We start from the raw sequence: 19,600 nt of genomic DNA, 5'->3' as shown, positions 1-19,600 counted from the left end.
TCCATGTTCTCTTCGGCGTCCTCTTCGGCGAAGGAGCCCGCGATCTCCTCGGTGCTCGTGGCCAACCGGGGCGAGATCGCCTGCCGCGTCTTCCGCACCTGCCGGGAGCTGGGCATCGCGACGGTCGCGGTGCACTCGGACCCCGACGCGGACGCCCGGCACGTCCGGGAGGCCGACGCGGCGGTACGGCTGCCGGGGGCGGCGGCCGCGGACACCTACCTGCGCGGCGACCTGCTGGTCGCGGCGGCCCTCGCGGCCGGCGCGGACGCCGTGCACCCGGGGTACGGATTCCTCTCCGAGAACGCCGGCTTCGCGCGGGCGGTGCGGGACGCGGGGCTGGTGTGGATCGGGCCGCCGCCCGAGGCGATCGAGGCGATGGCGTCGAAGACGCGCGCCAAGCGCATCATGGCGCGGGCCGGGGTGCCGCTGCTCGCTCCCCTCGACCCGGCCGCCGTCACCGCCGACGACCTTCCCGTGCTGGTCAAGGCCACGGCGGGCGGCGGCGGGCGCGGGATGCGGGTGGTGCGCGACCTGCCCGGCCTGGAGGGCGCGCTGGCCTCGGCGCGGGCGGAGGCGGCGGCCGCCTTCGGCGACGGCGAGGTCTTCGTCGAGCCGTACGTCCAGGGCGCGCGCCACGTCGAGGTGCAGCTCCTCGCGGACGCGCACGGCACGGTGTGGACGCTGGGGACCCGGGACTGCTCCCTGCAGCGACGGCACCAGAAGGTGATCGAGGAGGCCCCGGCCCCGGACCTGCCCGGGCATCTGGAGCGCACCCTGTGCGACGCCGCCGCGTCCGCGGCCCGCGCGATCGGCTACGTCAACGCGGGCACGGCCGAGTTCCTGATCTCGGCGGACGGCCGCCCGTACTTCCTGGAGATGAACACCCGCCTGCAGGTCGAACACCCGGTGACCGAGGCCGTGTACGGCGTCGACCTGGTGGCGCTGCAGCTGCGCGTCGCCGAGGGCGCGGCACTGGGCGAGCCCCCGCGGCCGTCGGGGCACGCCGTGGAGGCCCGCCTGTACGCGGAGGACCCCGCCCGTGACTGGCGGCCGCAGACGGGCGTGGTGCACCGGCTGGCCGTGGGGGCCGAGGCGTCGTGGGTGCGGCGCCGGGACCTCCGGGGCGGGGGTCCGGGACCGTATATTTACGGGCCCGGAGCCCCGCATCCTTCGCCCACCCCCTCCTTGGGCCCGCAAATACACGACAGCGTCCCGGACCCCCACCCCTCCGGCCCCGTCGCCTCCTGTCCGTACGCCCCCGCCGGTCTGCGTGTCGACTCCGGCGTGGAGGACGGTGACCGCGTCGGCGTCCACTACGATCCGCTGCTCGCCAAAGTCGTCGTCTGGGCGACCACCCGGCGCGATGCGGTCCGCCAGTTGGCCCACGCCCTGGAGCGCGCTCGTATCCATGGGCCTGTCACCAATCGGGATCTGCTGGTTCGTTCCTTGCGCCATCCCGACTTCGCCAGCGGGCGCGTGGACACCGGTTTCTACGGGCGTCACCTGGTGTCGTTGACCGCTCCTCCTTCCGGCGCCCGCCTGGCGGCCCTGGCCGCCGCCGTCGCCGGCGCCCAGGGCCGCCATCGGTTCGGCGGCTGGCGCAACGTTCCCTCCCAGCCGCAGTCGAAGAGCTACCGCTGCGCGGCCACCGGCGCCGAACACACCGTTCGCTACCGCCTCACCCGTGACGGCCTCGAAGCCGAGGGCTTTCCGGACGTCCGGCTCCTGCACGCCACGTGCGAGCGGGTGGTGCTGGAGGTGGACGGCGTTCGTCGTACCGTCGACGTGGCCTCATATGGGGGTGACGTGTATGTCGACACCGCGCACGTGGGTTCTTATGCCCTCACGCCTCTTTCCCGTTTCCCCGATCCCACCGGGCGGACCGAGCCCGGCTCGCTGCTCGCCCCCATGCCCGGCACCGTCGTACGGGTGGCCGACGGGGTCGCCGTGGGGGCTTCCGTACGGGCCGGGCAGCCGCTGCTGTGGCTGGAGGCCATGAAGATGGAGCACCGCGTCGTGGCCCCCGCCTCGGGGACCCTCTCCGCACTGAACGCCGTGCCCGGCCGCCAGGTCGAGGTGGGGGAACTGCTCGCCGTCATCGCCGAGTCCGAGGAGGAAGCCTCATGAGCCCTCTGGTCGAGTCCGAAGAACAGCGCGCCCTGCGCGCGGCCGTCGCCGCCCTCGCGGGCCGCTACGGCCGTGCGTACTTCGCCGACGCGATACGCGAGGGCAAACACGCCGACGAGCTGTGGGCGGAAGCCGGCAAGCTCGGCTACCTCGGCGTGAACCTCCCCCAGGAGTACGGCGGAGGGGGCGGCGGGATCACCGAACTGGCCGTCGTCCTAGAGGAGCTGGGGACGGCCGGCTGCCCGCTGCTGCTCCTAGTCGTCTCACCCGCCATCTGCGGCACGGTCATCGCCCGCTTCGGCACGGACGCGCAGAAGCGCGCCTGGCTGCCCGGCCTCGCCGCCGGCACGACCCGGATGGCGTTCGGCATCACCGAGCCCGACGCCGGCTCCAACTCCCACCGCCTGACCACGACGGCCCGGCGCGACGGCGACGACTGGATCCTCACCGGCCGCAAGGTCTTCATCTCCGGCGTGGACGTCGCCGACGCGACGCTGATCGTCGGCCGCACGGAGGACGCCCGGACCGGCAGGCTCAAGCCCTGCCTGTTCATCGTCGACCGCGACGCGCCCGGCTTCACCCGCAACCTCATCCCCATGGACGTCGCGTCCCCGGAGAAGCAGTTCGAGCTCGTCCTCGACGAGGTGCGGCTGCCGGCGGACGCCCTGGTGGGCGACGAGGACGCCGGGCTGCTGCAGCTGTTCGCCGGGCTCAACCCCGAGCGCATCATGACGGCGGCGTTCGCGATCGGGATGGGCCGGCACGCCGTCGCGCGGGCCGTCGACTACGCCCGTACCCGCCAGGTGTGGGACGAGCCGATCGGCGCGCACCAGGCCATCGCCCACCCCCTCGCGCGGTCGCACATCGAGATCGAGCTGGCGCGGCTGATGATGTACAAGGCCGCGCACCTCTACGACGCCGGGGACGACGCGGGCGCCGGCGAGGCGGCCAACATGGCGAAGTACGCGGCCGCCGAGGCCGCGGTCCGCGCCGTCGACCAGGCGGTCCACACCCTCGGCGGCAACGGGCTGAGCACGGAGTACGGGCTGGCCTCGCTGATCACCGCGGCGCGGGTGACAAGGGTGGCGCCGGTGAGCCGGGAGATGATCCTCAACTACGTCTCGCACCAGACGCTGGGCCTGCCCAAGTCCTACTGACACCAGGAGGTTTCGCGATGCTGGTCCGCAGCTCGCACGAGCACGGCGTCACCACACTGACGCTGGACTCCCCGCACAACCGCAACGCCCTCTCGTCCCGCCTCGTGGCCGAGTTGCACGACGGGCTGCGGCGGGCCGCCGACGACTCGGACACCCGCGCCGTGGTCCTCACCCACTCCGGCACCACGTTCTGCGCGGGCGCGGACCTGAGCGAGCCGACGCCGACGGGCCCGGAGGCGCTGGCCCGGCTGCTGCGGACGATCGTGGAGCTGCCGGGACCGGTGGTGGCACGGGTGGACGGCCATGTACGGGCCGGGGGCCTGGGGCTGTTGGGGGCGTGCGACATCGCGGTGGCGAGCGGGGCGTCGTCGTTCGCGTTCACGGAGGCGCGGCTGGGGCTGGCCCCGGCCGTCATCTCCCTGCCGCTGCTGCCGCGCCTCGACGCCCGGGCGGCGGCGCGCTACTACCTCACGGGCGAGCGTTTCGGCGCGCGGGAGGCGGTGAGGATCGGCCTCATCACGCTCGCGGCCGGCGACGAGGGCCCGGACGAGGCCCTCGAGCCGGTCCTGGAGGGTCTGCGCCGTGGTTCGCCGCAAGGACTGGCCGCGTCGAAGCGGCTGGTCACGGCGGAGGTGCTGCGGGCCTTCGACCGCGATGCGGAGGAGATGGCCGAGCGGTCGGCACGGCTCTTCGCGTCGGAGGAGGCACGGGAAGGCATGGCGGCGTTCCTGGAGAAGAGGGACCCGTCGTGGGTGCGCTGACCGATCCCCGCCCGGACTCCGGTTCCGCCCCTCGCCCCGGCCCCAAGCAGGACCGGAGCCGGGCGACGCGACGACGCCTGCTGGAGGCGGCCATCGCCTGCCTGGCGGACCACGGCTGGGCGGGCTCGACGGTGGCCGTGGTCGCCGAGCGGGCGGGGGTGTCCCGGGGCGCGGCACAGCACCACTTCCCCACCCGCGAGGACCTCTTCACGGCGGCGGTCGAGTACGTGGCGGAGGAGCGCTCGGCCGCGCTGCGGGAGCTGGTGGCCTCGGCGTCGCCCATCCTGGGCCCGGCGCGCCGGTACATCGTCGTGACCGAGCTGGTCGAGCTGTACACCGGTCCGCTGTTCCGGGCCGCGCTGCAGCTGTGGGTGGCCGCCTCCCACGACCGTTCGCAGCTGCGCTCGCGCGTGACGGACCTGGAGGCGCGCGTCGGCCGGGAGACCCACCGCATGGCGGTGGAGCTGCTGGGCGCGGACGAGAAGGTGCCCGGCGTGCGGGAGACCGTGCAGGGCCTGCTGGACATGGCGCGCGGCCTGGGGCTGGCGACGCTCCTGACGGACGACCGGGCGCGGCGCCGGCGCGTGGTGGAGCAGTGGGTGCGGATCCTGGACGACGCGCTGGACGGCTGACGGAAGGGCGCCACCAGCGCGTTTCGAACACCACCGAACGGTGTGGACACCGCCCCCGCCCTGTGGGCTACTGCTGGCATGCCCACCGCAAGGGCGGTGGGTGCCGGCTCGGGATCCATGAGGGGGAATCTCGAATGGCACTGCGTAAATCCGCCGCGATGGCCTTCGCGGCGACGGCACTGGCGGGCTCACTGATCGGCGCGTCCGGCACGGCCTCGGCCGCCGGGACCGCCGGCTTCGCGGACCAGGCGAAGAAGGCGGGCCTGAGCGGCTCGCAGGCGAAGGAACTGCAGACCAGAGTCAATGACTACCTCGCCCGTACGGGCGGTAAACAGGTGGCCGCCAACAGGATCGAACTGGACGGCGCCACCCTCACGCTCACCCTGCCCGGCGAGCGCAAGACCCGCGATCTGAGCTCAGCGAACGCGAAGTTCGCCGAGTGCCGCTACGAACGGTTCTGCATGTTCCGCGGCGAGTCCTTCACCGGTGACCAACTCGACCTCTACTACTGCAAGGACCACGCCCTGTCGAACTGGCGCGGCTACGGATCCTGGTACAACAACCAGACGTCGGGCACCCAGGCCAGGCTCAAGGACCGCAACCGCAACGTCGTCACCACCACGGTGGGGGCTCCCTCGTACCACCTGTCCTACTACTGGGAGCCGATCTGGTACGTCCGGCCCTGCTGACGTACGCCCGCACAGCTGACCGCCGGGGCCGCGCGAATGGCGCGGTCCCGGCTTCACCGCCTACTGCGTGATGCAGAGTTCGTTGCCTTCGGGGTCCGCGAGCGTGGTCCACGCGAAGGGACCCTGCTTGCCTTCGTGCAGGAACGTCGCCCCGTTGGCGATCAGACGGTCGACCACGGCCTGGGGGTCGTCCGTCCCCGTCCGTACGTCCAGGTGGACGCGGTTCTTGACCGTCTTGGGCTCCGGCACGAGCTGGAAGAGGACGCGCGGCGCGCGGTCGAGCCCCTCCGGGTGGCGGATCGCGGTGCCGACCTTCCACACGAGGGTGCCGTGGTGCGTGGTGGTGTCGTCCTCGCTCGCCTGCCCCTCCGCGACCATCCGGCGGATGAACGCCTCGTCGCTCGGCTCGACCTCCCAGCCGAGGGCTTCGGCCCACCAGTCGGCGAGGGTGTGCGGATCGGCGGAGTCGACCGTGACCTGGAACGTATATGCCATGCCCGGACCCTACTCAAGGAGCGGTCTACGGCGTGTGACAGACGGCTTCGACGTTGTTGCCGTCGGGGTCGCGGACGAAGGCCCCGTAGTACGACGCGTGGTACTCCGGCCACACCCGCGGTGCGTGCAAGGACTCGGCACCGGCCGCCACCGCGGCGGCGTGGAACGCGTCGACGGCCGCGCGGTCGGCCGCGGCGAAGGCGAGGTGCACCTCGCGGGCACCCGGCGCGTCCTCGCCGGCGGGGACCAGCCAGAGCGTGTGCCCGGTGGTGCCGAAGCTGACGAATTCGCCGAACTCCTTGGTCCGCTTGCCTCCGAGCGGCGCGAGGACGGCATCGTAGAAGCCCGCGCTCGCCGCGACGTTCCGCACCTGGATCGCTATGTGATCAAGCATGTCGCCAGCGTTCCACAGTGGTTGCGATCCTGTCCGGACCTCGACGGAAATCGCCCGCCGCATTGCCCGCGCGTCAGCGGCCCAGGAACTCCTCGACGGCCGCGGCCAGGGCCTCGGGGGACTCCTCCGGCGCATAGTGCCCCGCGTCCGGCAACACCTCGAGTTCGGCGTTCGGGTACCACTGGAGCCAGGTCGCCCGCATGGCCTCGGCCCCCAGCGCCGGGTCGTGCGCGCCGACGACCAGGAGGACCGGGGTCCGGTTGCCCCGCACCCGCTCGTGGAAGTCGGAGCCCGACCACGAGTCGAGATAAGAACGGAAGGCGGCGGGCGAGGAATTGCGCATCGAGCGGCTCACCATGGCGTCCAGCCAGGCGTCGTCGCGGCGCCCGCCGGTGGTGTTGTCGATGATCGCCCTGCGGCTTCCGGGGTCCTTCTCCGCTCCGGCGAACAGCTCCCAGGTCTCCCCTTCGAGCGGGAAGCCGGACGCGGCCACCGGCGCGATGCCGACGATCGACCGGACCCTCGACGGCGCCTCCAGCAGCATGAGCTGCGCGGCCTTCGCGCCCATGGAGTGGCCGACGACCGAGAAGGTCTCCCACCCCAGGCGGTCGGCCACGGCGAGGGCGTCCTCGGCGACCTCCTCCATCGTGAAGGCGCCGTCGACGTCGATGGCCTCTCCGTAGCCCCGGCAGTCCACGAACGCGTAGCTGAACCGGTCCCCGTCCAGATGCTCGCGCATCGGGGCGAAGCTCGTCCGGTCCCCGAACCAGTTGTGCAGCAGGATCGCGCGCCTGGAGCCGCTGCCCTGCACCTCGTGCGGAATGACCTGTCCTGTCACGATGCGCTCCCCGGTCATGAGGTGGCCGCCCGGGCACCGACGCCCGGAGCCGCGGGCGACAAGCGTACGGGGACGGAGACGCCGTCGCGAGGTCTGAGTACGGGAGCGGATACCGACCGGTCGGCGCGGTTCGTAGAGTTGTTCGCATGCAGAACGCCAGCACACCCTCCGGCCACTTCGGCGCGCCGCACCAGCCGCCGTACTACCCGCCCGCCGCCCCGATGCGGCCGGGCCCGCCGGAGGAGGCCCTCGCCAACCAGGGCGTGCGGCTGGGCGCACGGGTTCTCGACGCCCTCATCGTCGGGATCGGGGCGGTCATCGTCGGCACCCTCATGGGCGTGCTCGTGATCCTCCTGACCGACGACGAAGCCGCCGCCACGCCCGCCCTGATCACGGTGCTGGCGGGCAGCTACCTGCTCTACGACCCCCTGATGACCTACGCGTGGGGGGCCACTCTCGGCAAACGCATCTGCGGCCTGCGCGTCGCGCGGCTGGATGACGGACAGAACCTCTCCCTCGGCGCCGCGTTGGGACGCTGGCTCACCTACCTCGTGCTCTCCGTCATCCCGTTCGTCGGCTGGGTCAACGCGCTGTCCTGCCTCTGGGACAAGCCGTACCGCCAGTGCTTCCACGACAAGGCGGCCTCGAGCGTGGTCGTCAGGCGCGACGCCTGACGAGGGCGCCGCGGCCGAAAATCGCCCCTGTGGCGTAAAGTCCGCTCATTCAGTCGAAGGCCCTGGTCAGGGCCGTGCACGGAAAGGGCGGATGGCGTGAGCGAGACGGTGTCGAGCGGCAGCTCCTGGAGACTCGGGGCGAAGGAAGGCGGGGCCCTGGCCGCGCGCTGGTGGCAGTGGGCCCTCTCGTCGCCCGACGACTACGACCCCGTGCGGGACCAGACCGGCGAGTTCGCCGACTGGGACCAGCCGGACGACCTCTGGTTCCTCGCCGGCACCTACGGCGGCAAGGTCGTCCGCCGGTGCCCGATACCCGCGGACCGCCCCGTCTTCTTCCCGGTCTTCAACACCCAGCACCCGGTCCCGTGGTACTCGCGGAAGCCCATGCTGATGGGCGTGGCCGAGGCGAAGGCCTACCTCAACGGCACCGAGCTCCCCCTCGAGCAGTTCACCTCCCGGCCCTTCCGCGCCAACGGCCGCCGCCGCGTCGCCTGGGGCCTGTGGGCCGGCCTCGCGCCCCTGGCCCCGGGCCAGTACGTCCTGGAGATCAAGGCGCGCACGACCGGCAGCTTCTGGGTCGACACCACGTACCACCTCACGGTCGAAGCCACCCGCTGAAGCCGGCGCGCACCGGCGCCCGGGCGTGCGGGCGCCGGTATCGCCTCCCGCGACCGGTACGGCTCCCCTAAACTCCGGCGGCATCGCATCTCTTACCGACCGCAAGGGAAGCCGTGCCGGACACCTCAGACGCGCCGACCGCACCCGCAGCTGCCGCCACACCCGCGCCCATACCCGCACCCGCACCTGATCCCGCACCTGATCCCACCGCCGAGCGCCTGCGCCACCTCCGCGCCGAGGTCGAGAAGATCGTCGACGAGGCCCACATCGGAGCCAGGCGCGCCCAGCGGCGCAGCAAGTTATGGAACGCGACCTTCCTCTGTCTGGGATTTCCCGCGGCCGTCCTGGCCGGGATCTCCGGCGCCGCCGGACTGGCCTCGGCCGGAGCCCGCGTGCCGGCGGCCATCATGGCGCTGCTGGCAGCGGGCTTCTCGGCCGGATCGGGGTTCCTGCGGGCCGACGCCCGGCAGATGGCCAACCTGCGCCGGCGCTATGCCTGGCAGAACCTGGAGACCCGCGCCCGCCTGGTCCTAGCCCACGAGACGTACGAGGGTGTCGACCGGCTCTACACCGCCCTCGTCGGACTCCTGGAGATGCGCGCCGCCATCCCCTCCAGCGCCCTGGTCCTGGCCGAACTGCAGCCCCCCGCCCTGCACGCCCCGCCTCTCCCCCAGCTCCCGCCCGCCGCGCCGCCCAGCGCGGGATCCTGAGCGGCGACGGCGTCCGGCCGGCTCAGGCCGCGGGCCCGCAGGTGACGTCCCGTGCGGGCAGGGTGCCCCGCAGCAGGTAGTCGTCGACGGCCTTGTTCGCGCACGTGCCGGTGCGGGAGACCACCACGGCGTGGGTACGGGTCGGGACGGTCACCAGCACCGAGCCGCGCATGGCCCGGTGCATGCCGAGCCCCTGCTCGTAGGGGGTGCGGGTGTCCACGGTCGCCTGGAGCTGCAGCGCCGGCACCTTGTTGTTGATCTCCGTGAGCTTCTCGCGGGGGTGCTCCTTCCAGAAGGCGCACGGCAGCGGCCCGTTGACGACCGGCCCGAAGACCGGCTGCCCGGCGCGGGAGCGTTCCGTGGCCCGCCAGTACCACTCGGGGTCCCGGGGCATGGTGGTGTCGGCGCAGAGCACCGCGAGCTGCGCGGAGGTCATGGCGCTCATCCCGCTCCCCGCCGGGTCGGACAGCGACTTGAGCAGGTCGAGCGCGTACGGATGCGGTGTGCCCGCCTTGCCGTCGGCGGCGTCGAGCAGATACCGCACGACCTCGGCGTACTGCTTGTCGTTCGCGGAGTCCACGCCCAGCGTGAAGAAGATGAACGGCAGGTCGTGCCCGTCCAGCCGGTACGGACCGACCTTGATCGGCTCGTCCATGGCCCGTCGTACGAGCCCCTCGACGGTGCCGCGCACGGCGGCGGCCGTGGCACCGAGACGGTAGGTGTCGTGGCGCTTCGCGGCCCATGCGGCGAAGTCGTCGAGGGCCTTCTCGTTGACGGGCCCCATGTCCTGGACCAGGCGCATGCCGCCGTACCCGGCCGGGTCGGGCGCGCTGTCCAGGACCAGGCGGTCGACCCTGCCGGGGAACATCTGCGCGTAGGTGGCTCCGAGGACCGTGCCGTACGACTGGCCGAACCAGGACGTCCGGCGCTCGCCCAGCACGGCGCGGACGATGTCGACGTCGCGGGCGACGTTGCGGGTCGAGTAGTGCGCCAGAGTGCCGGAGTACTTGTCGGCGCACTTACGGGCGTCCTGCCGCGCCAGCCGTACGTTCTCGTCGAACCCGGCGCGGTCGCTTCCGGACGAGCGTATCCAGGACGCCCGGGTCAGCCCGCAGTTCAACGGGGTGCTCTCGCCGACCCCGCGGTGGTCCATGCCGATGATGTCGTAGGCCGCCGCCACCTCGGGGCTCAGCCGTTCCCGCAGTTCGGAGGGCATGGACAGACCGGAGCCGCCGGGGCCGCCCGGGTTCGTCTGCAGGATGCCGCGCCGCGCCCCGGCCTTGCCGTCCTTGCCGGCCTTGGCCTTGATCCGCGAGATCGCGACCTCTAACGTCCGCCCGCCCGGGTCGCCGTAGTCCAGCGGCACGGTGACCCGGGCGCACTCGGTCCCGCTCGCCGCCAGCTTCGTGTCCCGGCACTCGCCCCAGGCGACCTTCTGCTGTCTGAACCGCTCCAGCCCGTCGCGCTGCTCGGATGCGGGGCTCGCCGAGCTCGCCGAGCTCGCGGCGAGGCCGGTCCCCGTGGCGACGGTGCTGAGGGAGAGGGTGAGGGCGGTGAGTACCGTGCGTTTTCTCATGCCTTGACGCTAGAAGTCCCCATCGCCCCGGCCCATGGGCCATTCCCCCCTGTTGGCAGGGGGGCCAGCCCCCGTACGGCTCACACCTCGGGGGCTCCGGTCTCCGTCAGCCGGCCGTCGGCCAGCCGCAGCCACCGGTTCACACCGATCTCGTGGAGGAACCGCTCGTCGTGGCTGACCACCACGAAGGCCCCCTGATAGGAGTTCAGGGCGCTCTCCAACTGGCCCGTGCTGACCAGGTCGAGGTTGTTCGTCGGCTCGTCCAGGAGCAGCAGGTGCGGGGCCGGTTCGGCGCACAGGACACAGGCGAGGGTGGCGCGCAGCCGCTCGCCGCCGGAGAGCACCGATACGGGCAGATGGGCGCGGCCGCCGCGGAAGAGGAAGCGGGCGAGCAGGTTCATCCGCTCCGCCTCCGGCCGCTCCGGGGCGTAGTCGGCGAAGTTCTCGGCGACCGTACGGTCCGGGTCCAGCAGGTCGAGGCGCTGCGAGAGGTAGGCGATGCGCCCGTCGGCCCGCTTGATCTCGCCGCTGTCGGCGGGCAGGTCGCCGTTGAGCAGACGCAGCAGGGTGCTCTTGCCGGCGCCGTTGGGGCCGGTCAGCGCGATGCGTTCCGGTCCCCGGATCGTCAGATCGACGCCCTGGGCGGCGAAGACGTCCTTTTCGCCGAGTCGGACGCGGAGCTGTTCGCCGGCGAACAGGGTGCGTCCGGCCGGCACGTTGGTGGCGGGCAGGTCCAGCGTGATGCGCTGGTCCTCGCGCAGTGCGCGTCCGGCCTCGTCCAGCCGGGCCTTCGCCTCGTCGACCCGGCCGGCGTGCATCTGGCCGGCCCGGCCGGCGGACTCCTGCGCGCCGCGCTTCATGTTGCCTGCGAAGATGCGCGGCAGTCCGGCGTTCTTCAGGTTGCGGGCGGCGTTGCTCTGCCGGCGCTCGGCGCGTTCGCGGGCCTGCTGCATCTCCCGCTTCTCCCGCTTCAGCTCCTGTTCGGCGTTGCGGACGTTCTTCTCGGCGACCTCCTGCTCAGCCCGGACGGCCTCCTCGTACGCCGTGAAGTTACCGCCGAAGACGCGGAGTTCGCCGCGGTCGAGTTCGACGATGCGTTCCATGCGGTCGAGGAGGGCGCGGTCGTGGCTGACCAGGAGCAAGCAGCCGTTGAAGTCCTCCAGCGCGTCGTAGAGCTTGAGCCGGGCGCCGAGGTCGAGGTTGTTGGTGGGCTCGTCGAGCAGCAGCACGTCGGGCCGCTTCAACAGTTGGGCGGCAAGGCCGAGGGAGACGATCCGGCCGCCGCTGAGGGTGTCGAGGGTGCGGTCCAGCGTGAGGTCGGCCAGGCCGAGGCGGTCCAGCTGGGCGCGGGTGCGGTCCTCGATGTCCCAGTCGTCGCCGATGGTGGTGAAGTGCTTCTCCTCGACGTCCCCGGACTCCACGGCGTCGATGGCCCGGATGATCGCGGCGACGCCCAGCACCTCGGCCACGGTGAGATCGCCGGTCAGGGGGAGGCTCTGCGGGAGGTAGCCGAGGGCGCCGAGCACGGTGACCGCCCCGGTGCGGGGGCGCAGCTCACCGGCGATGAGCTTGAGCAGGGTGCTCTTGCCGGTGCCGTTGGGGGCGACGAGGCCGGTGCGGCCGGAGCCGAGGGTGAAGGACAGGCCCTGGAAGACGGGAGTGTCGTCGGGCCAGGCGAAGGACAGGTTCGAGCAGACGACGGAAACGTCGGACATGGAGGTGACCTCGTGAGGAGGGAGGCAGGGATGACACCGCTGCCTCGGCGGCAGACAAGGGAAAAGGCAGACGACAACGAGGCCACGACAGCGGTGCTTCCGTGCACCGGCCGGTGGCCTGTCGGGGCTGGGCAATCACCCGGAGATGTCGTCGTCCATCGCCATGTCTGGCGTCTCCTCAACACATGATCGATATTCGCGGCATTCTAACAACGCGCACAGGGGGTCGGAAGGGGTCGGAAGGGGTTGACCTTGACGTTACGTCAGGGTTGGAGCCTTGCTCGCATGACGAAGAACGACACATCCACGGCAAGGCGCACTCCTCCGGTCGGAGGGTTCCAGGAGATCGACGGGCGCCGCCTTTTCGTGCACCGGTCGGGCAGCGGCGGACCGGCCGTCGTGTTCCTGCCGGGCGCGAGCGCGGTCGGCCTGGACTACTTCGGTGTCCAGCAAGAGGTTTCGCAGTTCACCACCGCGGTCGTGTACGACCGTGGCGGCACGGGCTACAGCGATCCCCTCCCGCTGCCGCGCACCGCCACCGCGGTCGCCACGGAATTGCGCGAACTGCTGCGCGCCCAGGGCATCCCCGGCCCGTACGTCCTGGTGCCGCACTCGCTCGGCGGCTTCTACGCGCACCGGTTCGCGCAGCTGTACCCGCGGGACGTGGCGGGGCTGGTCTGGCTGGACGCCTTCCACCGCGACTGGGACGACTTCATGCCGTCCGAGGCGCATCTGGCAGCGGTCGAGCGGATGGCACCCGGCCGGGAGCAGCTGGAGCAGATGCGCCCGGCCCTGCGCGAGATGTTCGCCGAGTTGCATGCGGACCACCCGGAGCACATGCGGCAGGCGCTGGTCGAAGCCAAGGTGAGTGACGAATGGACCGAGGTCGGCATCGCCGAGCGCACCGGGTTGGCCGCACTGGCCGCCGAACTGCGGGCCGGTCCTGCCATTCCCGACGTCCCGGTGGTCGCCCTCACCGTGGTGGGCACCGATCCCGGCCAGAAGGCGTTGACGTCGGAGCGGACGTTGCGGGAGATGCACGACGGTAGGACGAGACTGGACGCGGCCCTGGTGAGCGCGGTCTCGCACGGGGAACAACGCATCCTCTCCGACACCGCCCACCACCGTCTCTGCTTCGACCGCCCCGACGCCGTGATCCAGGCCATCCGCGACGTCATCGACCGTGCGGCCCGCCCCTAGACTCGGCACGACCACGTCGCCCGAAGACCCGAGGAGCACGGTGCTCACGATCGGCCAGCTGGCGGCAACCGCCGGCGTAACCGTGCGCACCGTCCGCCACTACCACCACGTCGGCCTGCTGCCCGAGCCGGAGCGCGACGCCTCCGGCTACCGCCGCTACGGCGCGCAGGCGGCGGTGGACCTCATCCGGATCCGGACCCTCGCCGACGCCGGCGTACCACTGGCCCGTATCGACGCGCTGCTGCACGCACAGCCGACGGAATTCGCCGCGGCCATCACCGACATCGACGCCGAGTTGCAGCGCAAGATCGACCAGCTCACCGAATACCGCAGGAGGGTCGCCGAACTGGCGGGCGGCGAAGGTCTTTTCCTGCCTCCCGAGGTCGTCGCCATCCTGAACCGGATGCGCGGACTCGGGATCAGCGAGCGGAGGGTACGACTCGAGCGCGACGCGTGGATCCTGATGCAGGCACTGGACCCGCAGGTCATGCCGCAGCGGATACGGGACAAGAACGCCGGCCTCGACGACCCCGAGACGACGCGCCTGTATCTCGCCTGCGATCAATCAGTCGACTGGGACCCGGACGATCCACGCCTGGACCGGCTCATCGACGACCTGGACGCGTGGGAGATCGAACACGAACGGGACGGCGACCGGCCGGGGTACCTGAAGCTGGTCTCTTCCCGGATCTCCGAGGCCTCACCGGCCTGGCAGCGCATCGTCGAAGCGCTCAACCACCGGGCCAAGCAGCGCCGCGCCACCGGCTAGGCGAAGACGAAGGCGAGGATCAGCAGCACGACGAGAATGGCGAGCGTCTCCCACCGGGTCGCACGCCTGAGCGTGTCCGCCGACGTGGGCCCGCCGGACCGCGAGGTCGATGGCTGGTGGCAGGTGGCGTCATCGGATGTGTCGTCGCTCATCCGGCCATGCTAGTGCTCGAGCGAAGCCGAGAGCTTGGGGGCGCGTGCCGGGCGCGACAGCGGGGATTCATCGTCCCAGTCGAGCACGACAACCCCGAGTGAGCGACAGTTCGGCCCTGGCCGGTGTCAGATCTAGTCGGCTATCGCCGGGCGACGAACGAGCCCATGCCGTGCGTGGTGACGATCAGGCCCTCTTCGCGAAGTGCGGCGGTCACCTTGCGCACGGTTCCTCGCGCGACGTCGAATTCCTGCTCCATCCGCACCTCGGAGATGAGGTGGTCGGGCGGATATTCACCGTCGGCGATGCGCTTACGGAGCACATCAGCGATCTGCATCCACTTCGGCCGCGTCGGGTCAAACTCCATCACGACGGGATCAGCGCCCCTCGGCTCCGCCTTCGATGCTCTTCGCCTGCCGCTGCGCGACGAACGTCCCCTTCGCGGGCAGCGTGATCAGCAAGCCGCGGTCCCGCAGCTCCTGAATGGCGCGGCGTGCAGTGCCGATCGCGACGCCGTACTCCTCGGCGAGATCACGTTCGCCCGGCAGGCGAGCACCGAGGTTCAGCTTGCCGGAGTCGATCTGATCGGCAAGGTGATCGGCCACCTGCATATAGACGTAAGCCGCCCGGGTGGGATCAACGGGCGGAGCGCTCTGCTCATCTGCCATGCCAGTCAACATAGAGCACCGAGGCGCAACACGTATGGGTGGATAACACCTTGCTGCTCCATGCCGCTCCATGCCGCGTCCTACCTTTAGAGCGCCAAACGCCCCGGCGGCTGCAGGAACAGCCCCGGGGCATGGCCACCAGCCAAAGCCAAGGAGCTGATGACGTGAACGAGCGTATCGCCCGACTCCTCGCGTGGACGAGAGCGCGGTTCGTGAAGACCGCGCCCCCTCCCCGGCCCACACCACCGCGCCCACCCCAACCCGCCGTCATCTCCCTGCCGCACAGCGGTGCCATGTGGGCCTCGCCCTCCCAACTCCCCGCACCCGAATGCACATGCCCCGCCCCACCCGGCACCTACGTCGTCGACATGCGGCTCGGCCGGCTCGGCCAAGTCATCGGCCACGGGGGCCCGAAGCTCCAGCTCCGGCCACCCGCCGGTGGCCCACCGTGGGCGGCGGAATCCGGGGCCGTGCGGGCCGCCACCGATGCCGAGCGGCTCAGCGCCAAGGTGCGGGCGGTCAACGCGCGTGGCAGGTGGGGCAAATGAGCGTGCCGCACCTCGAGCCCGGGACCGTCGCCGTGGATACGTTCAGCGGTGGCGTCGGCACAGTGACCGAGTCGGCCGACGGCCTGGTCCGGCTCCAGCACCCCAACGGCTTCAGCTGGCAGGCGTACGCCACCAACCTCCGGCCGCCCGAGCCGGTGGAACAACGCCGGTTCGCGACCGCTGAACGTACCTACGGGCCCCTGACCCCCTGACGTCGAGCCTTACCCGGGCGGTGTCCGTTCCACGGCTCGGTGAACGACCGTCCGGGCACGGGCTTGGCGATGAGGGCGATCGGGATGAAGAGGTTGACCTGTAGCCGGCCCGGCCGGACAGCGTCGCCCGCCCTCATTCGGCCTATCGCTTCCGGCGGGGCTGCTTGATCTTGATGTGACCGGCTCGCGGGTGTCCGACGATCGTGAGGGTCGGGAGTGTCGGGTCCGCCGGCGCGGTGGCCTTGTTTCTGATGTGAGCGGTGTTGGTACTCGACCCGTCGATCCGCACCGCCCAGCCCTGCGGGACGATCAACTGAATGGTGCCCGTTCCGCAACTCGCCTCGACGGTGACGTCACGGTGCGCACAGACCGCCTCGGTGAAGTCGATCGCGATGCTCAGCATCCTGCATTCGGCGGTGATCCTCCGGGGAACGGTCCAGCGGCCGTTCTGCTTGATGTTGCTCAGGCTTGTCTTGAGGACGAGCGTTTCCGCATCAGCGCCGGAACGCGAGCCGGATGGCCGCTCGTACGACAGATCGGCCACCAGCACGTCGAGTTCGCCGTACGTCTTCGCTGCGTAGGCCCGGTCGAGCCGCTCCTCCAGCTCGGCGAGGTCGATCCGACCGTCCCCCGCAGCGACCCGCAGCTGCTCGGCCACCGACTCCCGGTCTGCATCCCCTGCCCGCAGCCCCACCGTGCCCTGCGACGTCGTCAGCCCCGACCCCTGTTCCCCATCAGTCATGGTGCGACTGTAACCGCACGTGCGCAGCGCCCCTGGCCTGCCTTTGACACAGAGCATGCGACCCACCGGACAGGCCCTCTAGCCCCTGTCCTTGAGCGTGTAGCCGCCCGCGATGACCGCCGAGTCGGCGGCCGGGGCCATGCATGGAGTGAGCGGCGGTTTCTTCTCCGCCTTCAGCGCGGCCCCCGACAGCCCGATGCGCGCCGGCCCACCGCCCTTGCCCGGCTCCGGGACGTAGAAGCTGACGCCCATGCGGACGTGCTCGTCGAGCATGGTCAGCCAGGGGTGGCCGGGGCTGGTGCGCTCCAGGGTGCCGGTCACCGTCGCGGTGGGGCCGCCGGTGGTGAGGCAGTCGACCTTGAAGTCGCCCCAGTAGTCGCGGACTTTGCCGTCCGGCCCGGCCTGCTTGTGAGCGATGCGGAACGTCCCCCAGGACTTGAGGGGCTTGTTGCCCCGGGCGAAGGTGCTGTGGGCATCGACCGAGACCCGGACGTTCTCGGTGGCCACGGGGTAGTCCATTCTGGCCTTGCCCTGGATGGATGACTGGGTCGTCCTCTCCGCGGCGGGAGGAGGCGGCGGCGTGGTGGTGTCCGCCACCGCGACACCCGCCGGGATGGTCAGCGCGGTCGCGACGGCTAGGACGGCGGCGACGCGAAGCGACTTCTTCTGCACGGCTGTTCTCCGATCGGGAGCGGCGTGGTCTGCTCCACGATCATGGCCACCGGGCCGGCCCCCGGGCGTCCCCCGCCCGCACGGGAGCCGTCCGCCGTCCGGCCGGATTCGACGGCCCGTCCTGTGCCCCTTCAGTCGTACCCCGCCTCCCCCGTACGGGTAGGAGCCCCCGTCACAAGGACCCCCTGGGGGCGGCCCCCCAGCCGCCCCCAGTCCCCCTCGGCCGCACCCCCTCGGGCCCCCGCCCACTCGCCCCCATAAGCGGCGACCCGCGACCTGTTGATCAACCTAGGGCACCCCACTGACAACGGACCCGGCCCTCACTGCGCGTGGCCACCGTCACGTACCGGGAGCCCGGCACGACCTGGGAAGATGGAGGTATGCGGATCATGTTCGTCGGCGACTCGATGACTGTCGGTAGCGCAGGCGACTACACATGGCGCTACCGCATGTGGCAGCACCTCAACGCCTCCTACGGCGGGCCGTACAAGATCGTCGGGCCGCGCCGGGAGCTCTACGACCCCGCCGCCGGCGCCGCCGGGTCGCTCGACTACGGCGATCCGGGCTTCCCCGAGCGCTCCCGCGGGCACCTGGCCGGCTGGGGCGAGGGGTGGCTGCACATGGCGCCGCTCATCGGGGACGCCGTGCGCCGGGGCAAGGCGGACACGCTGCTGATCTCCCTCGGCCTCATAGACCTCGGCTTCTACACCGACGCGGAGCAGACGGCCGCCAACGTCCGGCTCTTCCTCGCGGAGGCCCGCGAGGCCAATCCCCGGCTGCGGGCCGTGCTGATGCCGGTGATCCCCAACATCCGCGCCTTCACCGAGCCCTCCTTCGCCGCCGAGTGCGAGCGCTTCAACGAGCTGCTGGGCAAGGCCGTGGCCGACCTCGACCGGCCCGGCTCCCCGCTGCTGCTGGCCTCGCCGCCCGAGGGCTGGGACATCGACCGCGACACCTACGACGGGACGCACCCCAGCCCGGAGGGCGAGCACCGCATCGCCGCCGCCTTCGCCGACGCGATGCACCAGGCGTGGGACGTGGGCGCCCCGTACGTCCCCGCGTCCTCCTGAGGCACCGGAGCCCGGCCGGACGCCGGGCCCCGGAGTCCCAGGAGCCCGTTCACCTCACCAGGCGAACGCCTCCGGCGACGGCCCCGGGCCGGGGAAGATCTCGTCGAGCCCGGTCAGCACGTCCTCGCTCAGCTCCAGCTTCACCGCCCGCAGCGCGCTCTCCAGCTGCTCCAGCGTGCGCGGGCCGACGATGGGGCCGGTGACGCCGGGCTGGGCGAGCAGCCAGGCCAGTGCCGCCTCGCCGGGTTCGATGCCGTGCTTGTCGAGCAGGTCCTCGTACGCCTGGACCTGCGCCCGGACGGCGGTGTTGGCGAGGGCATCCGCCGAGCGGCCGGAGGCGCGGCGGCCGCCCTCGGTCTCCTTCTTGATCACGCCGCCGAGCAGGCCGCCGTGCAGCGGCGACCAGGGGATGACGCCGAGGCCGTACTCCTGCGCGGCCGGGATGACCTCCATCTCGGCGCGGCGCTCGGCGAGGTTGTACAGGCACTGCTCGCTGACGAGGCCGACGGTGCCGCGCCGGGCGGCGAGCTCGTTCGCCTGGGCGATCTTGTAGCCGGGGAAGTTCGAGGAACCGGCGTAGAGGATCTTGCCCTGCTGGACGAGGACGTCGATGGCCTGCCAGATCTCCTCGAAGGGGGTCAGGCGGTCGATGTGGTGGAACTGGTAGAGGTCGATGTGGTCCGTCCGCAGCCGCTTGAGGCTGGCCTCGACGGCCCGTCGGATGTTGACGGCGGAGAGCCGGTCGTGGTTCGGCCACGGCTCCCGGTCGCCGTCCATGCCGCCGAACACCTTGGTGGCGATGACGACCTTGTCACGGCGGTCGCCGCCCTTGGCGAACCAATTGCCGATGATCTCCTCGGTCCGGCCCTTGTTCTCGCCCCAGCCGTAGACGTTGGCGGTGTCGAAGAAATTCAGGCCCGCGTCCAGCGCGGCGTCCATGATGGCGTGGCTGTCGGCTTCTTCGGTCTGCGGGCCGAAGTTCATGGTGCCGAGGACGAGTCGGCTGACCTTGAGGCCCGTGCGTCCGAGCTGCGTGTACTCCATGCCGACCTAGCCAACGCCTTCGAGCGCGCTCGAGGCAAGGGCGCCCCGCGGGCGGCCGGCCCGCTACTTCACGGCGGCCACCACGGCGACGACGACGAGAATCACGGCGAGTGCGCCGGACATGATCCGGTTCCTGGTC

24 protein-coding genes are annotated in these 19,600 nt (G+C 71.5%); 13 read left to right on the top strand and 11 right to left on the bottom strand.

Features of this window, described 5'->3' with window-relative positions; genetic code table 11:
* Window positions 1–3 precede the first annotated feature (3 nt).
* From ACIGXW_RS08165 to ACIGXW_RS08145, 5 genes are all read left to right on the top strand, one after another.
* A complete protein-coding gene (locus ACIGXW_RS08165; RefSeq protein ID WP_399571195.1) occupies window positions 4–2,127 on the top strand; it encodes an acetyl/propionyl/methylcrotonyl-CoA carboxylase subunit alpha in 2,124 nt (707 codons plus the stop codon).
* Entirely contained in the window at window positions 2,124–3,284 is a 1,161-nt protein-coding gene (locus tag ACIGXW_RS08160) for an acyl-CoA dehydrogenase family protein (RefSeq protein ID WP_071962578.1), read from the top strand. The genes ACIGXW_RS08165 and ACIGXW_RS08160 overlap by 4 nt, the downstream gene beginning before the upstream one ends.
* A 17-nt stretch (window positions 3,285–3,301) precedes the next feature.
* On the top strand, window positions 3,302–4,045 hold the full coding sequence (locus tag ACIGXW_RS08155) for an enoyl-CoA hydratase family protein (RefSeq protein ID WP_399571193.1): 744 nt from the start codon (window positions 3,302–3,304) through the stop codon (window positions 4,043–4,045).
* A complete protein-coding gene (locus tag ACIGXW_RS08150) occupies window positions 4,033–4,677 on the top strand; it encodes a TetR/AcrR family transcriptional regulator (RefSeq protein WP_360912015.1) in 645 nt (214 codons plus the stop codon). The genes ACIGXW_RS08155 and ACIGXW_RS08150 overlap by 13 nt, the downstream gene beginning before the upstream one ends.
* A gap of 134 nt (window positions 4,678–4,811) precedes the next feature.
* A complete protein-coding gene (locus ACIGXW_RS08145) occupies window positions 4,812–5,366 on the top strand; it encodes a hypothetical protein (RefSeq protein WP_399571191.1) in 555 nt (184 codons plus the stop codon).
* Between the two features lie 60 nt (window positions 5,367–5,426).
* Here ACIGXW_RS08145 and ACIGXW_RS08140 read toward each other — a convergent pair whose 3' ends face one another.
* From ACIGXW_RS08140 to ACIGXW_RS08130, 3 genes are all read right to left on the bottom strand, one after another.
* Window positions 5,427–5,861, bottom strand: coding sequence for a VOC family protein (locus tag ACIGXW_RS08140; RefSeq protein ID WP_071962574.1), 435 nt, complete (start codon window positions 5,859–5,861; stop codon window positions 5,427–5,429).
* Between the two features lie 25 nt (window positions 5,862–5,886).
* A complete protein-coding gene (locus ACIGXW_RS08135; protein WP_071962573.1) occupies window positions 5,887–6,255 on the bottom strand; it encodes a VOC family protein in 369 nt (122 codons plus the stop codon).
* 73 nt (window positions 6,256–6,328) lie between these two features.
* Entirely contained in the window at window positions 6,329–7,093 is a 765-nt protein-coding gene (locus tag ACIGXW_RS08130) for an alpha/beta fold hydrolase (protein WP_104531575.1), read from the bottom strand.
* Window positions 7,094–7,239: 146 nt separating this feature from the next.
* On the opposite strand from ACIGXW_RS08130, the gene ACIGXW_RS08125 reads away from it, so the two are divergent.
* The 3 genes from ACIGXW_RS08125 (at window position 7,240) to ACIGXW_RS08115 (ending at window position 9,095) form a co-directional block, all read left to right on the top strand.
* On the top strand, window positions 7,240–7,767 hold the full coding sequence (locus ACIGXW_RS08125) for an RDD family protein (RefSeq protein WP_399571189.1): 528 nt from the start codon (window positions 7,240–7,242) through the stop codon (window positions 7,765–7,767).
* Window positions 7,768–7,863: 96 nt separating this feature from the next.
* Window positions 7,864–8,385 (top strand): hypothetical protein, encoded by a 522-nt coding sequence (locus tag ACIGXW_RS08120; protein WP_071962571.1) that lies wholly within the window; start codon window positions 7,864–7,866, stop codon window positions 8,383–8,385.
* A gap of 113 nt (window positions 8,386–8,498) precedes the next feature.
* Window positions 8,499–9,095 (top strand): hypothetical protein, encoded by a 597-nt coding sequence (locus tag ACIGXW_RS08115; RefSeq protein WP_399571187.1) that lies wholly within the window; start codon window positions 8,499–8,501, stop codon window positions 9,093–9,095.
* Between the two features lie 22 nt (window positions 9,096–9,117).
* On the opposite strand, the gene ACIGXW_RS08110 is transcribed toward ACIGXW_RS08115, so the two are convergent.
* Window positions 9,118–10,671, bottom strand: coding sequence for an alpha/beta hydrolase (locus tag ACIGXW_RS08110; RefSeq protein ID WP_399571185.1), 1,554 nt, complete (start codon window positions 10,669–10,671; stop codon window positions 9,118–9,120).
* A gap of 80 nt (window positions 10,672–10,751) precedes the next feature.
* Window positions 10,752–12,386: a ribosomal protection-like ABC-F family protein gene (abc-f, locus tag ACIGXW_RS08105; RefSeq protein ID WP_399571183.1), complete on the bottom strand. Its 1,635-nt coding sequence runs from the start codon at window positions 12,384–12,386 to the stop codon at window positions 10,752–10,754.
* A gap of 285 nt (window positions 12,387–12,671) precedes the next feature.
* Here abc-f and ACIGXW_RS08100 point away from each other — a divergent pair, with 285 nt between their 5' ends.
* Window positions 12,672–13,586 (top strand): alpha/beta fold hydrolase, encoded by a 915-nt coding sequence (locus ACIGXW_RS08100; protein ID WP_399571181.1) that lies wholly within the window; start codon window positions 12,672–12,674, stop codon window positions 13,584–13,586.
* A 40-nt stretch (window positions 13,587–13,626) separates the two neighbouring features.
* The gene (locus ACIGXW_RS08095) at window positions 13,627–14,355 is read left to right on the top strand and encodes a MerR family transcriptional regulator (RefSeq protein WP_399571179.1); all 729 of its coding nucleotides are present in this window, start codon (window positions 13,627–13,629) and stop codon (window positions 14,353–14,355) included.
* Here ACIGXW_RS08095 and ACIGXW_RS08090 read toward each other — a convergent pair.
* From ACIGXW_RS08090 to ACIGXW_RS08080, 3 genes are all read right to left on the bottom strand, one after another.
* Entirely contained in the window at window positions 14,352–14,507 is a 156-nt protein-coding gene (locus ACIGXW_RS08090) for a hypothetical protein (RefSeq protein ID WP_399571177.1), read from the bottom strand. The two genes, ACIGXW_RS08095 and ACIGXW_RS08090, sit on opposite strands and share 4 nt — an antisense overlap.
* 140 nt (window positions 14,508–14,647) lie before the next feature.
* Window positions 14,648–14,875: a GntR family transcriptional regulator gene (locus ACIGXW_RS08085; RefSeq protein WP_399571174.1), complete on the bottom strand. Its 228-nt coding sequence runs from the start codon at window positions 14,873–14,875 to the stop codon at window positions 14,648–14,650.
* 7 nt (window positions 14,876–14,882) lie between these two features.
* On the bottom strand, window positions 14,883–15,173 hold the full coding sequence (locus tag ACIGXW_RS08080; RefSeq protein ID WP_399571171.1) for a GntR family transcriptional regulator: 291 nt from the start codon (window positions 15,171–15,173) through the stop codon (window positions 14,883–14,885).
* Window positions 15,174–15,337: 164 nt separating this feature from the next.
* Between ACIGXW_RS08080 and ACIGXW_RS08075 the strand changes: the two genes are divergently transcribed.
* Both ACIGXW_RS08075 and ACIGXW_RS08070 read left to right on the top strand, forming a co-directional pair.
* Window positions 15,338–15,721 carry a hypothetical protein gene (locus ACIGXW_RS08075; protein WP_399571168.1) on the top strand — a complete coding sequence of 128 codons (384 nt, stop codon included), beginning with the start codon at window positions 15,338–15,340 and terminating at the stop codon, window positions 15,719–15,721.
* Window positions 15,718–15,933 (top strand): hypothetical protein, encoded by a 216-nt coding sequence (locus ACIGXW_RS08070; protein WP_399571165.1) that lies wholly within the window; start codon window positions 15,718–15,720, stop codon window positions 15,931–15,933. Before ACIGXW_RS08075 ends, ACIGXW_RS08070 begins: the two co-directional genes overlap by 4 nt.
* 142 nt (window positions 15,934–16,075) lie before the next feature.
* On the opposite strand, the gene ACIGXW_RS08065 is transcribed toward ACIGXW_RS08070, so the two are convergent.
* Window positions 16,076–16,675, bottom strand: a complete 600-nt coding sequence (locus tag ACIGXW_RS08065) for a DUF1707 domain-containing protein (protein ID WP_399571163.1) — start codon at window positions 16,673–16,675, stop codon at window positions 16,076–16,078.
* 78 nt (window positions 16,676–16,753) lie between these two features.
* Complete coding sequence (locus ACIGXW_RS08060; protein WP_399571161.1) at window positions 16,754–17,347, bottom strand: hypothetical protein; 594 nt, start codon at window positions 17,345–17,347, stop codon at window positions 16,754–16,756.
* A 380-nt stretch (window positions 17,348–17,727) separates the two neighbouring features.
* On the opposite strand from ACIGXW_RS08060, the gene ACIGXW_RS08055 reads away from it, so the two are divergent.
* Window positions 17,728–18,417 (top strand): GDSL-type esterase/lipase family protein, encoded by a 690-nt coding sequence (locus ACIGXW_RS08055; protein WP_399571158.1) that lies wholly within the window; start codon window positions 17,728–17,730, stop codon window positions 18,415–18,417.
* Between the two features lie 54 nt (window positions 18,418–18,471).
* Here ACIGXW_RS08055 and ACIGXW_RS08050 read toward each other — a convergent pair whose 3' ends face one another.
* The gene (locus ACIGXW_RS08050) at window positions 18,472–19,461 is read right to left on the bottom strand and encodes an aldo/keto reductase (protein ID WP_071965473.1); all 990 of its coding nucleotides are present in this window, start codon (window positions 19,459–19,461) and stop codon (window positions 18,472–18,474) included.
* Between the last annotated feature and the right edge of the window lie 139 nt (window positions 19,462–19,600).

Origin of the sequence: Streptomyces sp. NPDC053079 (assembly GCF_044546695.1) — a bacterium.
In the GTDB taxonomy this organism is placed as follows: Bacteria; Actinomycetota; Actinomycetes; order Streptomycetales; family Streptomycetaceae; genus Streptomyces.
Note: the sequence above shows the minus strand (reverse complement) of the source record. Positions and strands in the feature narration are given on the sequence as shown.

Excerpts from the sequence above, each read along its gene's own strand:
- ACIGXW_RS08165 (WP_399571195.1), top strand. The coding sequence starts at position 4 with ATGTTCTCTTCGGCGTCCTCTTCGGCGAAGGAGCCCGCGATCTCCTCG.
- ACIGXW_RS08160 (WP_071962578.1), top strand. The coding sequence starts at position 2,124 with ATGAGCCCTCTGGTCGAGTCCGAAGAACAGCGCGCCCTGCGCGCGGCC.
- ACIGXW_RS08155 (WP_399571193.1), top strand. The coding sequence starts at position 3,302 with ATGCTGGTCCGCAGCTCGCACGAGCACGGCGTCACCACACTGACGCTG.
- ACIGXW_RS08145 (WP_399571191.1), top strand. The coding sequence starts at position 4,812 with ATGGCACTGCGTAAATCCGCCGCGATGGCCTTCGCGGCGACGGCACTG.
- ACIGXW_RS08140 (WP_071962574.1), bottom strand. The coding sequence starts at position 5,861 with ATGGCATATACGTTCCAGGTCACGGTCGACTCCGCCGATCCGCACACC.
- ACIGXW_RS08135 (WP_071962573.1), bottom strand. The coding sequence starts at position 6,255 with ATGCTTGATCACATAGCGATCCAGGTGCGGAACGTCGCGGCGAGCGCG.
- ACIGXW_RS08125 (WP_399571189.1), top strand. The coding sequence starts at position 7,240 with ATGCAGAACGCCAGCACACCCTCCGGCCACTTCGGCGCGCCGCACCAG.
- ACIGXW_RS08110 (WP_399571185.1), bottom strand. The coding sequence starts at position 10,671 with ATGAGAAAACGCACGGTACTCACCGCCCTCACCCTCTCCCTCAGCACC.
- abc-f (WP_399571183.1), bottom strand. The coding sequence starts at position 12,386 with ATGTCCGACGTTTCCGTCGTCTGCTCGAACCTGTCCTTCGCCTGGCCC.
- ACIGXW_RS08100 (WP_399571181.1), top strand. The coding sequence starts at position 12,672 with ATGACGAAGAACGACACATCCACGGCAAGGCGCACTCCTCCGGTCGGA.
- ACIGXW_RS08090 (WP_399571177.1), bottom strand. The coding sequence starts at position 14,507 with ATGAGCGACGACACATCCGATGACGCCACCTGCCACCAGCCATCGACC.
- ACIGXW_RS08080 (WP_399571171.1), bottom strand. The coding sequence starts at position 15,173 with ATGGCAGATGAGCAGAGCGCTCCGCCCGTTGATCCCACCCGGGCGGCT.
- ACIGXW_RS08070 (WP_399571165.1), top strand. The coding sequence starts at position 15,718 with ATGAGCGTGCCGCACCTCGAGCCCGGGACCGTCGCCGTGGATACGTTC.
- ACIGXW_RS08065 (WP_399571163.1), bottom strand. The coding sequence starts at position 16,675 with ATGACTGATGGGGAACAGGGGTCGGGGCTGACGACGTCGCAGGGCACG.
- ACIGXW_RS08055 (WP_399571158.1), top strand. The coding sequence starts at position 17,728 with ATGCGGATCATGTTCGTCGGCGACTCGATGACTGTCGGTAGCGCAGGC.
- ACIGXW_RS08050 (WP_071965473.1), bottom strand. The coding sequence starts at position 19,461 with ATGGAGTACACGCAGCTCGGACGCACGGGCCTCAAGGTCAGCCGACTC.